Source organism: Nocardia seriolae NBRC 15557 (genome assembly GCF_007990715.1).
Taxonomy (GTDB): Bacteria; Actinomycetota; Actinomycetes; order Mycobacteriales; family Mycobacteriaceae; genus Nocardia; species Nocardia seriolae.
Genome location: NZ_BJWY01000158.1, coordinates 1 through 14,302, shown reverse-complemented (window position 1 = coordinate 14,302; position 14,302 = coordinate 1). Strand labels below are relative to the sequence as shown.

Annotated in this window: 23 protein-coding genes; 19 read left to right on the top strand and 4 right to left on the bottom strand. The window is 62.6% G+C overall.

Translation table 11 applies throughout. The annotated features are described in order from the left end of the window. Positions 1–517: 517 nt before the first annotated feature. Together NS2_RS31980 and NS2_RS31975 are read right to left on the bottom strand one after the other, a co-directional pair. The gene (locus NS2_RS31980; RefSeq protein ID WP_161789501.1) at positions 518–1,168 is read right to left on the bottom strand and encodes a tyrosine-type recombinase/integrase; all 651 of its coding nucleotides are present in this window, start codon (positions 1,166–1,168) and stop codon (positions 518–520) included. An 85-nt stretch (positions 1,169–1,253) separates the two neighbouring features. Next, positions 1,254–1,622, bottom strand: a complete 369-nt coding sequence (locus NS2_RS31975; RefSeq protein WP_033086990.1) for a hypothetical protein — start codon at positions 1,620–1,622, stop codon at positions 1,254–1,256. Between the two features lie 169 nt (positions 1,623–1,791). On the opposite strand from NS2_RS31975, the gene NS2_RS31970 reads away from it, so the two are divergent. Then, a complete protein-coding gene (locus tag NS2_RS31970; protein ID WP_052086210.1) occupies positions 1,792–3,090 on the top strand; it encodes an NsdA family TPR-like regulatory protein in 1,299 nt (432 codons plus the stop codon). Here the strand turns inward: NS2_RS31970 and NS2_RS31965 are convergent. Continuing rightward, on the bottom strand, positions 3,083–3,823 hold the full coding sequence (locus NS2_RS31965; protein ID WP_147207389.1) for a 2'-5' RNA ligase family protein: 741 nt from the start codon (positions 3,821–3,823) through the stop codon (positions 3,083–3,085). The genes NS2_RS31970 and NS2_RS31965 overlap by 8 nt on opposite strands. Positions 3,824–3,950: 127 nt before the next feature. Between NS2_RS31965 and NS2_RS31960 the strand changes: the two genes are divergently transcribed. The 18 genes from NS2_RS31960 to NS2_RS31880 all read left to right on the top strand — a co-directional run bounded on the left by NS2_RS31960 (position 3,951) and on the right by NS2_RS31880 (position 13,296). Beyond that, positions 3,951–4,178, top strand: a complete 228-nt coding sequence (locus tag NS2_RS31960; RefSeq protein ID WP_063865127.1) for a helix-turn-helix domain-containing protein — start codon at positions 3,951–3,953, stop codon at positions 4,176–4,178. 160 nt (positions 4,179–4,338) lie between these two features. Then, positions 4,339–4,575: a hypothetical protein gene (locus tag NS2_RS31955; protein WP_033086988.1), complete on the top strand. Its 237-nt coding sequence runs from the start codon at positions 4,339–4,341 to the stop codon at positions 4,573–4,575. Then, positions 4,572–5,327: a hypothetical protein gene (locus tag NS2_RS31950; protein WP_146162536.1), complete on the top strand. Its 756-nt coding sequence runs from the start codon at positions 4,572–4,574 to the stop codon at positions 5,325–5,327. The genes NS2_RS31955 and NS2_RS31950 overlap by 4 nt, the downstream gene beginning before the upstream one ends. Positions 5,328–5,329: 2 nt before the next feature. Next, positions 5,330–5,638 (top strand): hypothetical protein, encoded by a 309-nt coding sequence (locus tag NS2_RS31945; RefSeq protein WP_033086986.1) that lies wholly within the window; start codon positions 5,330–5,332, stop codon positions 5,636–5,638. A 215-nt stretch (positions 5,639–5,853) separates the two neighbouring features. After that, entirely contained in the window at positions 5,854–7,713 is a 1,860-nt protein-coding gene (locus tag NS2_RS31940; RefSeq protein ID WP_084978601.1) for a hypothetical protein, read from the top strand. Further along, the gene (locus NS2_RS31935; RefSeq protein ID WP_033086984.1) at positions 7,710–7,898 is read left to right on the top strand and encodes a hypothetical protein; all 189 of its coding nucleotides are present in this window, start codon (positions 7,710–7,712) and stop codon (positions 7,896–7,898) included. The genes NS2_RS31940 and NS2_RS31935 overlap by 4 nt, the downstream gene beginning before the upstream one ends. A 19-nt stretch (positions 7,899–7,917) precedes the next feature. After that, the gene (locus tag NS2_RS31930) at positions 7,918–8,808 is read left to right on the top strand and encodes a terminase gpP N-terminus-related DNA-binding protein (protein WP_033086983.1); all 891 of its coding nucleotides are present in this window, start codon (positions 7,918–7,920) and stop codon (positions 8,806–8,808) included. Beyond that, positions 8,805–9,260 (top strand): hypothetical protein, encoded by a 456-nt coding sequence (locus tag NS2_RS31925; RefSeq protein ID WP_033086982.1) that lies wholly within the window; start codon positions 8,805–8,807, stop codon positions 9,258–9,260. Before NS2_RS31930 ends, NS2_RS31925 begins: the two co-directional genes overlap by 4 nt. A gap of 30 nt (positions 9,261–9,290) precedes the next feature. Then, positions 9,291–9,677, top strand: a complete 387-nt coding sequence (locus NS2_RS31920) for a hypothetical protein (protein WP_036551374.1) — start codon at positions 9,291–9,293, stop codon at positions 9,675–9,677. Beyond that, positions 9,667–10,572 (top strand): hypothetical protein, encoded by a 906-nt coding sequence (locus tag NS2_RS31915; RefSeq protein ID WP_033086980.1) that lies wholly within the window; start codon positions 9,667–9,669, stop codon positions 10,570–10,572. Before NS2_RS31920 ends, NS2_RS31915 begins: the two co-directional genes overlap by 11 nt. A gap of 273 nt (positions 10,573–10,845) precedes the next feature. Next, positions 10,846–11,316, top strand: a complete 471-nt coding sequence (gene ssb / locus NS2_RS31910) for a single-stranded DNA-binding protein (RefSeq protein ID WP_033086979.1) — start codon at positions 10,846–10,848, stop codon at positions 11,314–11,316. Positions 11,317–11,346: 30 nt separating this feature from the next. Then, entirely contained in the window at positions 11,347–11,610 is a 264-nt protein-coding gene (locus NS2_RS31905; RefSeq protein WP_033091714.1) for a hypothetical protein, read from the top strand. Then, complete coding sequence (locus NS2_RS31900; protein WP_033091713.1) at positions 11,610–11,978, top strand: hypothetical protein; 369 nt, start codon at positions 11,610–11,612, stop codon at positions 11,976–11,978. The genes NS2_RS31905 and NS2_RS31900 overlap by 1 nt, the downstream gene beginning before the upstream one ends. 44 nt (positions 11,979–12,022) lie before the next feature. Beyond that, on the top strand, positions 12,023–12,244 hold the full coding sequence (locus tag NS2_RS31895; RefSeq protein ID WP_033091712.1) for a hypothetical protein: 222 nt from the start codon (positions 12,023–12,025) through the stop codon (positions 12,242–12,244). Beyond that, on the top strand, positions 12,244–12,546 hold the full coding sequence (locus NS2_RS31890) for a hypothetical protein (protein WP_033091711.1): 303 nt from the start codon (positions 12,244–12,246) through the stop codon (positions 12,544–12,546). The genes NS2_RS31895 and NS2_RS31890 overlap by 1 nt, the downstream gene beginning before the upstream one ends. Then, positions 12,546–12,752, top strand: a complete 207-nt coding sequence (locus NS2_RS31885) for a hypothetical protein (protein WP_143161399.1) — start codon at positions 12,546–12,548, stop codon at positions 12,750–12,752. Before NS2_RS31890 ends, NS2_RS31885 begins: the two co-directional genes overlap by 1 nt. After that, positions 12,749–12,925: a hypothetical protein gene (locus NS2_RS36460; RefSeq protein WP_155239310.1), complete on the top strand. Its 177-nt coding sequence runs from the start codon at positions 12,749–12,751 to the stop codon at positions 12,923–12,925. Before NS2_RS31885 ends, NS2_RS36460 begins: the two co-directional genes overlap by 4 nt. A 164-nt stretch (positions 12,926–13,089) precedes the next feature. Next, a complete protein-coding gene (locus NS2_RS31880; protein WP_033091709.1) occupies positions 13,090–13,296 on the top strand; it encodes a hypothetical protein in 207 nt (68 codons plus the stop codon). Positions 13,297–13,575: 279 nt separating this feature from the next. Here the strand turns inward: NS2_RS31880 and NS2_RS31875 are convergent, their stop codons facing one another. Then, entirely contained in the window at positions 13,576–13,905 is a 330-nt protein-coding gene (locus tag NS2_RS31875) for a hypothetical protein (protein ID WP_033091708.1), read from the bottom strand. Positions 13,906–14,302: the final 397 nt, after the last annotated feature.

Below are 14,302 nucleotides of genomic sequence, written 5' to 3'. Positions count from 1 at the left end.
GGACACTAGGAGTCCGCGTTGGTGTATCTAACCGGGGGTTTGGCGGCGGAGTCGGCCCGTTTTCGGTTGGCGTCTCTCGTCGTCGACGACGCAAACGTCGGCGATCACAAGCGGTTCGAGTCACATCCGCTGTACGGAGTCCCCGACACCAGTACTCCGCTCTCTACTGGTTTTCGCTGATCATTTTCTGCCCACCACTGGGAATCCTCTTGTTCTGCCTCTGGAATCCGGCGCAGGTAGCCCGCTTTTGCAGGTGGGTTCGTGATCTGGTCGTCCAGTACCCAAAGGCCACAGCTCTCGCTGTCATCGCGATTGGGATCGGCGTCGCCATCGGTAACACCGTGAACGGCAAGTACCCCCAGGCCCTATGGGGCGCGCTGCTAATCGCTGTGTCCCTTGGGGTACTGAGTTGGCTGCTGTTGAAGGAGCGCGGCGCGGAAGCTGGAGACCAAGGTCATCGTGGGGTGTCAGCTGTTGGCGACGTACCAAGGTTTCCTTGGGCTCGAGACCGCGGGCTCTAATCGAGCGCCTGTCGTACCTGATCCCATTGGCTGTCACCCAGCTTGGCGTAACGCTGAGTGGTTCGCAGGGACGCGTGACCGAGGAGTTCTTGTACTTGTTGCAGCGGGACGTGTGCACGCACTAGACGGCCGGCATAGGTGTGCCGGAGATCGTGTGGTCGTACCGAACCCAGCCGACGTTTATCGTCATCGTCGCCGACCCAGGCAACCCGAGTTGCCGCTACGAACCGGTCCCTGAAGTTGTCTTGGTCGAAGGGGCGATCGTCAGTGTGCGCCAACAGCAAGCCGCTCCGGACCGTTCGGCCGTCGTCGACGTACTTCACGGGTGCCGGCGTGCCGAGACCGTTCTTCTTGATCTCCGCCGCCAGGACCTTGGCCAACTGTTCTCCGATGGGGATTACACGGCGCTCGTAGTCCTTTGGAGCCTTCATTCGTTTGGCGGCCTTGTCCCATGCCCATTCGATGTTGATCGTCTTGCGCTTGATGTCGATGTGCTCGCGGTGGAGGCCCTGCGCTTCGCCCATGCGCATGCCGGTACCGATCAGCACGTCGACGATGAGCTGATCGAACTCATCGAGGGGTTTCCGGAGGGCTTCGAACTCGTCGTCCTCGAGGTATCGCTCCGGAGTCGGTCCAGGCTTGGGCAAAGTGATGTCATGGCACGGGTTCACCGGGATGAGCTCCGACCTGAAGGCCGACCGCAATGAGGCGCTCAGGAGGCGGTAACACTTCTCAACTGAAGTGGGGGCCATCGTTTTTCGGAGTTCTGAGATCCACGTCTTGGACGTCCGGCTGGGTGATGTCCTCAAGCAGGACGGTGCCCCACTTGGGGACGAGGTGCTTGTTGATCCGGTGGTTGTCGATCTTCTGGGTGCCCTCGTCGACGACCCGACGTAACATCCACCGAGGGAGCCATTCGTTCCAGGTCATCTGCTCAGGTGGGTGGTACTTGCGCTCGCGAATCACGTCCTCGGCCGCGGTGGCCTTGCGCTCCGCGACTGACTTCTTGGCGAAAGTGCCTCGTACCCTGCGTGTTTTGCCTTCGGCGTCACGGTAGAGACCACTGTATCGACCGCTCGGAAGCTTCTGCGCCCATCCCATGTCAGACCCACTTTGGAAGACTCGATCACGTGTAGCAGGGCTTCTGCTGCTACACGACATTATGAACTTCCAGGCCACAAGATTGCTGAAAACTTTGGCGTGAGTGGACATTTGGGGTCGTATACTGACATGACGAACTATTCGTGGCGGGGATCGAGGTGTTCCATCCATGGCGCAAGTTGGGCAGTCCAATCGGAAACTGATGGCTGTCATGGAAGAGGCCGGGATCAAGAATCACGGGCTCGCGAACAGAATGCAGGAGGCGAGTCTCCGCGACGGGGGCAAACCGGTGAAGACCTCGCACACGATCGTCGCGAAGTGGAGGGATGGCACTACTGGCCAGCCGGTAGCGCGTCAGTGTGCCGTGATGCTGAAGGTTCTGAGCGAGTTGGTTGGCCGGGACTTGAAGCCTGCGGATATTGGCTATCCGGACATCAAGCTGGATCAGAAGCCGACGCTGGCAATCGTGGAGTCGTTCGAAGATCCACTCTCGATATCCGAAAGGCTTCAGCGACTAGGGGAGATCGATGTCGATGATTCTGTCTTGGATATCGTGGACTTCGCGCTGGAGGATATCGTCGATCGCTACGAAGTTGAGGGGCCGCAAAAGCTTTCTCCGGCAGTCATTTCGCTTCGTCGCAGGATTGATGAGCTAGCACGACAGAAGCAGCACCCGAAGCAGCTTGAACGCTTGTACCGTCTTGCGGCCCAGCTATCGGGAATGCTGAGCTATATGGCCGTCAACAGAGGTCGATTTCCTCATGCACGGATGTATGCCAAAGAAGCATCCTATGTCGCTGGTCTGATCGATGACCTTGAGCTACTCGCATGGATCAAAGGGACCGAGAGTTTCTGTGCCTATTACATGGGCAAGTACGGTATGGCAGTTGCTTTGGCTGAAGAAGGGTTGCGGTATGCGCCTGAGAGCCCGCAGGCAATTCGACTGTTGTCCAACGGGTTAGCGCGCGCACTCGGCAAGGTTGGTGATCTCAACGGAGTCCATGCCGCAATTGATCGGGCGAGTACTCTCGCCGAGACCTTGACGATTCCGGACGGGCTGACACCAGCGTTGTCGTTCGAGCCCTACAGTCATGCGCGGTTCGCGGCCAACGCGGCGACAGCGTATCTGTCGGCGGGCGACTATCAGAAGACTCTCGAATACGGGCATCAAGTGGAATCGATGGTGGACGAGTCTGATTCGGTATGGAGTCGGTCTCTGGTCAGGCTCGACATTGCCACTGCTCTGGTGAAATCATCCAGCCCGGATGTCGAGCAAGCGGTGTTTCTGGGTTCCGAGGCATTGATGTTCTCCGAAGAGCGGCCGATACGATCCGTGTGGCAGCGCGCACATGAATTCGGTGCTGCCACACAGTCGTTCGACGCCTCCGAAGTTCGGGATTATCAGACGGTACTTCGTGACTGGTCCGAGCGAGTCAGAGAATTTTCGGCATCGGCGAAAGCTAGTTAGCGCCGAGTTCCAAGGTCGCCACATCGTTCCATCGATATGCCTGTGACTCGCGCCGGAGCTTGACGATTTTTATCGAATCAACTTGCACTGTAACGGTATTAAGGTCCCGAATGGTGCTGATCTGTTTAATGATCGGTTCGGCATCCTGTCGTTGATTACTGTATCCGATCCCGAGGTGTGGCCGGAAGTTCTCCGTGCTTGCGAGGGGAATCGATGGAAGAACTTGCCGCGTTGACTTTCGGATTGCTCGGTGCAAGTGAAATAGTTCAGTCCACGGTGACACTGTGAATCGAATAGCGCCGCGGGATCCCGCAAGGGGACCGACCTCCAGCTTGAAGGGCTTAACCTCGTCCAGTTTGGACTTGGCTTCATCTGTTAGTGCTTGAATGTCCTCATCCTTGATTTCGTCCAAATCTCCGATTCGCAGCATCGTGACGTGTAATCCATCGAGCGGCACAAAATCAATGCCGTCTAAGTTGAGCTTGTCGTTGCAACGCCGAACCAACTCGACTAGTTCTGGGTCGTGAAAAGTCAAGTACCAGAAATAGGTTTCATGATCGGCGGGCCAGTCACGACGACCCCAATGGTCAATCATCTGCGGGACGGTTCGAAACGCTGCCCAGTCGTTCTCGCGGATGGACCTGTGGTCCGACAAGGAAGTTGGAAGCGCCGGGGGAAACGTCCCTGATCTGGTATCTCTGATCATCGGTCCTGAGCTCTGTTCGTCCGCCACCCCCACAGACTACTTGTGCAGTCGGGTGGAGATGTGCCCTTCGATGTGCCGTGTTTGCGGCCTTCATTCGCGAGTTTCCTGATCTGGCAAGGCATTTCACGCCATGCCAGACCAAGGAGGCACATTCATGACACAGAGACGAACTTCGGTCGGGCGCGTTCCGAGCGGCCAGTTGATGAGGCTGAAGGACGCTGCAGCGCTTGTGCAGGTCGACATCAAGACGATCTATCGCTGGATCGACAGCGGATACCTCACCGCCTACCGGGTGGGACCGCGGCTACTGCGCGTAGAACGCAGTGAGCTGTTGGCCGTCGCGAAGCCAATTGAGGCGAACTTTCCCGGCGGTGCGGCATGATGCGCACCTCATTCTTGCTGGTCGGGATCGTGCTGGCGATCGGAATCTTCGTGCCCCAGGTGGCCGTTCTGCTTCTGGTCGCGATTTTCTTGCTCGGTCTCGTAGGAGTCGTCTGGACCTATCGCGGTCCGTTCGACCGTCGTCGGCGGGGTGGTCGGCGATGAACGACTACCTGCTGTTCGGAAACCGCGACCGGGCGAGCGTGCCGATTTCTCCGATGACGTTGGCCGTATTGGTGCTGGTGGGGTTTGTGTTCGCGGCGGGCATGTATCTGGGCGTATTGCTGTTCGGCACCCGGGAGGCCCTGCCGTCCACGGTGGTGACCTGTCCCGCACCGGGCACGCAGGACGTGGCGATGTGGCCCAAGGAATGCCCGCGTGAGGCGGTGACGCGATGAGTGAGCCAGAGATTCGGTTGCAGCCGTGGGAGACCCTGTTCGAAGAGTTCAATGCCCAGCAGTACGGCATGTCGTTGGACACGGCAGCTAAGGCGATCGGCAAGAGTCCGCGGGCGGCGGGCAAGTTGGCGCGGCGGCTGAAGAAGGCTGGTCGTGCGCATGTAGCCCGGATCGATTACGGATCGCCGGGGCCGTGGCGGAGGTCGACGACTTTCGACGATCCCGGAGACGTTCCGCACGGTCCGCTGTGGATCTTCCCGACGCGGGAAATCGCCTGGGGCTATCTGGAATTCGATCCCGGGGAATGGCGTCCCAAGGCGTCGACTGCGGCGCATCTGACCGCGGTCACCGAGTTGCGGTTGGCGCTGACCGGCATGGACACCGATCCACGCGTCTGGACCAGTGAGCGTCTGCTACGGCGGCGGCTGAAGTCCGAGACCGGACGCTTTGAGGTCCATATGCACGACGGCTGGATCCGGGACTTTCGTGACGTGGACGACGTGTGGGCGGTCGAGGTCGAGCTGTCCCGCAAGTACGGCCAGGGCCGTCTGACCCGTGCCCTGTCGGCGGCACTGGACGCGGCCGAGCGATGCGAGTTGGCCGGCGTCTTGTACTTCGCGCGCGGTACCGGGCTATGTCGTGCGCTGGAGAACGCCGCGACCCGTCTCGCGCATCAGCGGGGCCTGGATCAGCTGTCGAATCTCGAAATCCATGACCTCGATACCACTTTGGCGCGGAAGGGAGTGCGCTGATCATGCAATGGTTCATCGATATCAGGGGAATCGGCCCGGTTCCCGTGGGTCCGCCGCGGTGGGGCAAGGCCAAGCCGCTCGATCTGTGGGCTCGACCCGCTGACGAAATTCGGGATGAGCTCCGCTGCCTGGCAGAGGCGGGTTCCGGTGGCGTGTATTTGAATCCCAAAGGTGCGGAACAGATTTCGGAGCAGTTCGGCACCCGCCGCGAAATTGTGCACACCTTGCACATCGAAGGTGAGGCGATCGGTGAGGAAAACACTTCGGACCACCGGGCACGTCACCTGGACGACGAGGAGGCGCAGTCATGACCGACTGTGTTCCTCTGATCACCCCGCAGGACTGCGGCCCCACCGCAACGACAACGCCCGTTCCGACATCGGTCGTTCCGGTACCCGAGTCTCCGCCCTCGCAAGGGGTTTTGGTGAGTTCGGTTGCGCCGCAATCTCCTTCGCCGTCGCGGTTCGAGAATTCTTCCCTGCCGAACGGTTGGCGTGCGCCGGACTGGCATCTGCACATTCCCGCTGTGGCCGAGGTGTTCGGGTGGCTGGGCACGCTGCTGCTGGGCGTGGGGTTTGTGATCGTGTTGGCGGTGGCCATGATCCGCGTCGCGCACTGGCGGCGCTGGGATGCCCGGCAGGTGCGTAATTTTGCGCTGGCCACGCTGGTGCTTCCGGTCGGGGCGATGGTGATCGCGAATTCCTGGCTGGCGGCCCCGTCGCTGTGGTGGCAGGGCACGAAGGTACTGATCGGTTTTGGTTCCGTCTCGGGGGCGTTGGTGGCGATGACCGCCGGATGCCTGCCCGTGGCATGGGGTGCCGCGGCGGTGTACCGGGCGCGGTTCCTGGCACGGGTGGGCACCGAGGGCGCAGAGTCGCCGTGGAAAACCCGCCGACTACTACGCCGCCAACAGCAGGGCCAAGCCCACGCCGCACGTCGGGCCGCGAAATACGGTGCGCCGCTGGTGACGGGCTGGCTGAAGAACCGCGCGGTACTCGGCACGCTGTCCGAACGCACGGATGCCACCCAGCCGACCACGGTCACGGAATTGGTGGCGAAGCGGTCGGCGAAGTTGGAGATCCCGATCGATGACCTGGGTTCGCTGTTCGTGCTGGGCAAGTCCCAGAAGGCGGGCAAGACCACCATGCAAGTTCGTCTGGGTACCGCCCTGTACGAAGCCTATTGGCGGCGGTATGTGCGAACCGGGGAGAAGCGCCCGCTGTTGATCTATGTGGATTGCAAGGGCGGCAAGGGTGGTTTGGCGACCGGCCGCCAGGTGGTCAAGATCGCGCACCGCCACGGCGTGCGGCCCTCGGGAATCGCGTTTTGGCCCATCACGCATCGGCTCGACATGTGGGACCTGTCCGAGGACGATCAGTGCGCCACGTTGGAATCGATGATCAACCCGGTGCAGGCCACCGACGCGGGCGCGGAGCACTTCAAGCAGAACCGCATCCGCGTGGTGCAGCTGGCGGTGAGAGCTCCGGGCGGGAAGCCGAAGAGCAGAGACGACTTCCAGGAACGACTTTCGCTGAACTGGCTCAAAGAGCACTGGGAAGGCCATGAGGCGGTGCTGGCGGAGATCGATGATCTTCAGCAGAACAAGCCGCCCGCGATCGGGGATGTGGCGGGCAAGTTCCGCAACATCTTCAACGCGATCGGTGAGGGCTTCGACGGCGGCCGGCCACTGGATTCCTTCGATGTCATCTATGCGACCGTGCCCGGCACGATCCGTGGCGAGTACGCCCGCGCCCAGGTCGCCGCGATCACCACTCTGATCACGCAGTTCGCGTGTGGCGAGCATGACCGGCAGATCATTTTGATCATCGATGAGATGTCGGCGGTGTCGGACAAGACCGGCGGCATCAACCAATTCACCATCGCCGAACGGCTTTTGGGGATGGGGTGTGTGGCGATTTTCTCCGCCCAGAACCAGTACGGGCTCGGCAACACCCCCGATGAGCGTCGTCGCTTGATGGAGGCGTGCCCTTCCGGTGGCTTGCTGATGGTGCAGGAGGGTGCGGGCAAGGTTTCGGAGGTGTTCGGTACCCGCCCGATCACCGTGAACTCCCGGCATTCCATGAACGGCAAGCTCGGTGACGAAGGCACTCTGGGCAATCGGGAAACCTTCCTCATCGACCCGAACCGGCTCGCCGAGTTCGACCGCGGGGACGTGGTGTGGGTCCACGCATTGAAAGCCCAATGGGGACACGTGATCCCGGTCGACCTGGACGAGATCACGGCGCTGCCCGCGGACCCGCACCCCGAACGCTGGGTCTCCAACACCAAGCCGCGGGTACCGCTGCGGGCGGTGCGGGACACCGATTCCGGGCGTGCCCGCCGCGCCGATGTCGGATTCGACGACGACGGGGGTGAGGTCGCATGACCGACTACCTGCGCCCCATGGCCGCCTACGTGGCCACTTGGAACGGCCACTCCCACACCAGCAGTGACCGCCCCGGACCTCCCACCCCCGCTCGGGTGACCACCCCGGACAACGAGGCGGACACCACCGAGGACACCCCGGACAACGGGCGGACAGGAGGCGGACACGATGACCACGCATGCTGATACGTCCCGAGGTCGGCAGGTGGCACGGACCGGGTTCGTGTTCGGGTCGCTGACCTCGGTGGCCACCAATGTCCTGCATACCTTCCTGCCCACTGTCCACATGCCGACCGGGGTTGTCCTCGCGGTCGCCGCGCGACTCGGGTCCGCGATCTGGCCCATCGGGCTGGTATTGAGCATCGAAGTGCTCTCCCGCGTGGCATGGCGGCGCGGCCCCGGCTGGAGCTTGGCGCGGTTCGGCGGTGCGGGCACCGTCGCGGTCGGATCGGCGGTGATCTCCTACAGCCACGTCCGAGATGTGTTGTTGGCCTGGGGATACGGGCATCCGGCCGCCGAGGTCGGGCCGCTGACTCTCGACGGGTTGATGGTGGTGTGCGGGTTCGCACTGCTGTCGCTGACCCCGCAGGCCACGACCCAGGCATCCCGCGACAGCGCGCCACAACTCGCAGCACCGCACCACGGACGTGTGGCTGCCCGGAAATATCCTGCCTCGCAGGAAGTTTCACTGGCCGCCCAGATCGAGGCCATCGGCGAGCCTGTCCGCCCGGTCGTCGAACAGGTGGCCGCGGTGTCCGGACAGGTGGACACGGCCGCCGAGGAACCGGTTCGCGGGGAGGACATCAAGGCGGACACCCGTCGCCAACGTGCGCGGGAGTTGCACGCCCAGGGCTGGACTCATGCCCGCATCGCCGCCGAACTCGCGGTCAGCAAACGCACCGTCCGCCGCTACCTGTCCGCGGGCGCGGACACCGCCACCGATACCGACGAGGACACCCGCGACCACGAGGACACGACCGGGGACACCCCAGCGGCCATCGCGGTGACCGCGGACAGCCCCGACCCGTTCACTGCGGACTGGCTGACCGCAATCGACACCAACCATCACGACAACCACCAAGGAGTACCGGCATGAACACCAACAACCACGGGAAGGGCATTGATTGGGACGGTGAGCTGCAAATGCTCATGGAGTCCTCGGGCATCAAACTCGCCGAACTTATTCGCCCCCAATGGAAGACACGCCTGCGGCGGCGGATTCTCGGTGCCCGCGCGGTCGGGGCCGCGGTTGCGGTCACGGTGCCGTTGATGTGGGTGAGCGCCGCTTCCGGCGCACCCGAGGCGGCCGTGATTCCGGTGCTGGTGTGGCTGGCGGGCTGGATCGGCTACGGCGTGTGGATCAGCCTGGGGCGCCCCGACTGGAGTGTCACCGCCCACACCGCCCGTGATCTCGGCACCGCCGCATTCCACGCCACGTCGCGGTTCTACTTCGCCCATACGCGCCCCCTGCGCGCCCGCTGGCGGGCATGGCGGGCCGCCCGCAACCGAGACCGCACCGAGGCTGCTTCGGTGCCGACCATCGCCTGAATTCACCCATAGAGAAAGGAATCAATCACCATGTCCAGCAACTTCTTCGACCCGAAGTTCGTCACCGAACTGTGGACCCTGGACGGCCACACCATGGCTGCGGTATTCGCAGAAATGTTCGCCGAACATACTCGCGATCTGGCCGGTCAGTACGTCGCCGAGGCCCGCGCGTTCGTACTCACCCTGGCCTGCACCGCCCCCGGTACCTGCCCGCCGCGGTCGATGTCGGAACTGATCGAGCGCATCGACCCAGAGTGGCTGACGACCGCGTGGGTCGCCGATGCGGAGGTCGCCGCACAAGTGGTGATGGTGCAGTCGGCCAAGCCGCCAATCGTGACCGAGTTGGCCATGATGCTGCGCGGTCTGGCTGCCGACATGAACGCCGCCGGGACGGGAGCCGAGTCCGATGCCCGGTAACGAAGTCGACGAGACCGCCCGCAACTGGTGGCACTTGGCCCCACTGATTCTCCAGTTGTTACAGCGCATCCAACACGCCAGCGCCGATGGCTCGATCCGCCTGTCCCGCACCGACTACAAGCAGTTCGTCACCGAGTTGCGTGACGCCCAGAAGATCCTGAACCACGAGATCGCCACCACTCGGGCGTGGTATCAGGCCCGCACCGAGGACTACCAGCGCGAATCCGCCGCCGCCAAGACCCGTGCCGCCGCCGGCGCCTCCCCGGAGGAGCAGGCCAAGGCGAGCGCGTACCTGTCCGGGCTGCGCGCCAGCATCGAGCACACCATCCATGACACCGTGCTCACCGCCGAACAGCGCGGCCAAGTTGTGCAGGCTCTCGATGCCGTCGACACCGACCCATCGAAGCCGGTGGCGCGCAACGTGTTCGAACCCGTCAGAGGGAAAGCCGCGGTGCAGGCCCGGTATACGGCGGCGGCCAGTGAGCAGAAGGTGGCCCAGCATCGCGAACGACTCACCCAGACCGCGACCGCCGCCGAGCCGGTGAATGCGGAGATCGCAAAGTTGCGGCAGGAGAACACCCGCCGGTTCGGCCATCTCGCCGGACGCCTGGACGCCCTCGAAGAGCGCATCAACACGCTGATCCCTCAGCAAATCGCGAACGCCGAGGCCACCAACGGCCACGGTCCGGCCCGCACCACCCACAAGGTCCGCCAGCACGCCCAACAGCAGGCCGAAGCCCACAACGGCACCAGCGCGACCCAGCGCGCCGAGGCCGAACCCACGGCCGAAGCCGAACAGGGCCAGCACTCGACGGCAAGCCAGCCTTCCGTCTCACAGAGCCAACAGGCCGATGCACAGGCGGAATCCGTTGCCCAGATGCAGGCCGAGGCATGACAAGAACGATGTGCCCCCTGTTCGTCGTGTGCCCGCATATGTGCCGTGTCCCGCGGGAGGGTTAGCGAGTTCTATTAAGGCACAAGGTATTCCAGCTCAATTCAATTGGGGTATCTCACAGATTTTCAACAACAACACAGACAAGGAGGAATCAATACGCAGCTGAACACCCGTGATGCCCAGGCATCACACCTATGAGGCTTGGACAACCTCACTGAGAAATCCATTTCTCAGAAATCCTAACTATTTCAACAACTTTCAGGAGTAATTGACATGTCCGGAGAGACGAATCTCACCATTATCGGCAACCTCACCGCCGACCCGACCGTTCGCTACATGAACGACACCGGGGATGCGGTGGTCAACTTCACGGTCGCTTCCACGCCGCGGGTTTTCGATCAGAAGACCAAGCAGTGGAAGGACGGTGCCGCGCTGTTCATGCGCTGCACCCAGTGGCGCGACGCGGGCCAGCACGTCTTCGATTCCCTCGCGAAGGGCGATCGGGTGATCGTGGTCGGCAAGTTGCAGCAGCGCGATTACACCGACCGCGATGGCGTCAAGCGCATCGTTTTCGAGGTGGTGGCCGATGAGGTGGGAACGTCGCTGAAATACGCGGTGGCGCGCCCGGTCCGGTCCAAGAACCGCAATGGCGGCGGCCGTCCGAATCCGAAGGCGGGAAACGATTCCGGGGCCAGTGATGACCCCTTCAACGAATTCCGCTCGAACGAGGACGAGGTGGCCTAGTCATGGCGTGCATGGAATCACGAAACGCAGGTGTTCCTGACCGCTGGCCCGTTGGGTCCGTGTGTCGAGGTCGCCTGGACGCCGACCCCCGAGACCGGGGTGCGGGTGTATCTGCGGCTGGCGGAGGCCGAGGAATTGGCCGACGCGTTGACTGCGGCGCTGATCACGCATGCGAGGTTCAGCGCCGAGGGCAACGGCAATGGTTCGAAGCCGAACTGGATGCCCAGTGGAGCACCGGATTGGCCCGACCCGGAATACGGACCCAGCACGGGACCGCGGGGAGGGGAGTTCTGATGCGCAACTACTTCGGAGCTCACGTCAGCGGTACCGAGCATGACGAGGTGCACGCCACCACGTGGGTGTACGGGTCGTTCGAGGTGGAGTACCGCGAGCACATCGACCGAGTGTGTGTGAGGGTTCGCCGTCAGGCGGGCTTCGCAGACATGTCGATGCAGCTCACCACCGCCCAGGCCAAGCTCCTGCGGGAGTTGATCGACGCGGGGATCTCGGACGCGGAAGCGGTGAAAACCACTGCCGCGGACGTGGACTCGGGCGATCTGGCCGTATCGGCTGGTGATTCCGGAGGCGACGACAACGAGGTCGACGACGCGGAGAACGTCAACGATGACGACGCCGCGTCGATGCCGAAGGAGGTGGCGTAATGGACGCTCAGTGCGAAACGCGTTGCGTGCACGAAATTCGCGCGATGGCGGCCACGATGAAGGAGGACGGCAGCATGCGGTTCGCCTACATCCACGGCGAGCGCCACGGCTACCTGGTCGCCGACCTTCCCGGTGACCTCGCCAGCCGGGTACTCACCGCGATCTCCGACGCACTGTTGGAGGCCGAGTGGCGCGGCACTGTCCACAGCGGTCAGCCCCGATGGGATGCCCTCTCCGCCGAGATCGATGGCGAGGGGGTGGCCTGATGGGGTACGTGTACCTGCGCACCGAGCCGCAGTTGTGGACGGTCGGGCACTACACCCCGAACGGGGACTGGATGCCTGAATCCGACCACGACAGCACCACCGCGGCGGCGCAACGGGTCTCGGTTCTCAACGGCGGCGGCAACACCGTCGATGTGGCCGAGCTGATCAAGGAGCGCGATGACCTGAAGGACCAGTGCAAGGAACTGCTCGATCAGGTGCAGTGCCTGCAATGGGATCTCGGTGCGCTCCAGGCTCAGCACGACCAGTGCCCGGAACCGCCGGCGAAAACCAGGAGGCGGTGATGGACCCGAACACGGCCCTGACCCGAATCCGAGCGTTGATCGAGGAACACGACGACCTTGCGGCCGAAGAGGACTACGACCAGAACATAGCGGTCCGCATCCTGTTCGACCTCACCGAGGAATTCGAAGATCTCGATAGGTGGTTACGCCGCGGCGGGTTTCCGCCCGAGGACTGGGCGCAACGGAGCCAGGAGGTCTCGACATGACCGTCGACATCGAATGCTGCGGTACGCCAATGAGTCTCATACCGGCCCGTCCCCAGGACGCGCCGTTCGAGTACCTCATGTATTGCTACGAATGTGGTCACTACGAACCGTGGGATGTCGACGAAGACCCCGCGATCGGCTGTGAGGCCACCCCGCAGGAGGACCGGTCATGAGTGACTCGGGATACCAGTGGTGTGGCTGCCGGGACTGTTTCGACATCGTGGTCGGAATGGTGAAAACGCTGTCCTTGTGCGGGCTCTGCGAAGACGCAGGGTGCGAGATCCAGGACGGCGAGTGCCAGCGAGAAGACGCCTACCAAGGGTGAGGTGTTCTGATCATGGCCAAGGCCAAGAAGAAGATGAGCCGCCGGACAGAGCTACGGCTCGGGCGGGAGATCCAGGAACAATACGACCGGGGAGCCAGCTGGACCGTGATCGCTGTGGACTTCGACCTGTCGAAGTCGATGGTGCAACGGTTGGCCAGGACCTACCGGGAGGACTGTGATCGGCGAGCCCACCAGGACCAGATGACCTTGTTCCGCTGACCATCCCGGACACAACCGAATACCAACTGAACAGTGAAATGCGGAGTCCGTGCCTGCTGACATCAGGCACGGGCTCCGCCCCTTTTCTACCAGGCGGCTGACCGCATCGGTCAGCGCGGTATGCGGCATGAGAGCTCACTCCACTTATATGAAGTCAGCTTGGGTTCGGCGCGTCGTCGCGCCCAGCAACATAGGCGGAGCTCGCCTTCGCCGATCTACGGGCGGCCCCTGGCCGGTTCGGCCAGTGCAACCAGTGGCAATTGAGGCTGTTCCGTTGGGCTATGGAGCGATTCCGTCCATGTCGAGTGAGATCATCCAAAACGCCAATAGGCCACCGAGTCCGATGAAAGCCGTGAGCGCAGTGAGCGCGAACACCCGACGCGGCTTCCAGAACACGAGGATTCCACTGCACAGTGCGACCGCCAGCGGCGCGACCAGCCAACTTGCCCAGTACGAACCTGCCACATGCTTCGATCCTCCCAATTCCTTGGCGGGTACAGGGCTCGGAAGAGGAATCTGAAGCAGGTCTTGGATCTTCAGCGTGAGTGGTATGTACACGAGCGCCAGGATGAGACCCGTAATCAGCCCGAAAGCGATGGACTTTGCCATCCCTGCATGATGTCCATCTCGCCTTCGACCGAGATCTTTCGCCGGATATTCTTGCTTCACCCGACCTCCAATCCGCTCACGACAGAATTTGAAGATCAGGGCTCACCGCCGGATCTTACGAGCCGAGGTTCCGGCAGGTAGGTTGACACGCTCATCGGCTATGAGCGCGCGCCGAACGGTCCAGTTCAGCTCGGGCGGTTGAACTTCGACGGAACCTCCTGATCGCGGTGGAATGCCATCAACTTCGATCGAGTTGCTGACCCGCTGGTTCGGCCCGATACAAGACCCCGCTCATGGTGGGTTGTCTGCTGGAGTGGCGGTGTCGGTTGCGTTGATCCGCACTCACAGGATCGTGCCTGGATAGGATGCGGCGGTGGCTGACGAACTGCTAGTGTCC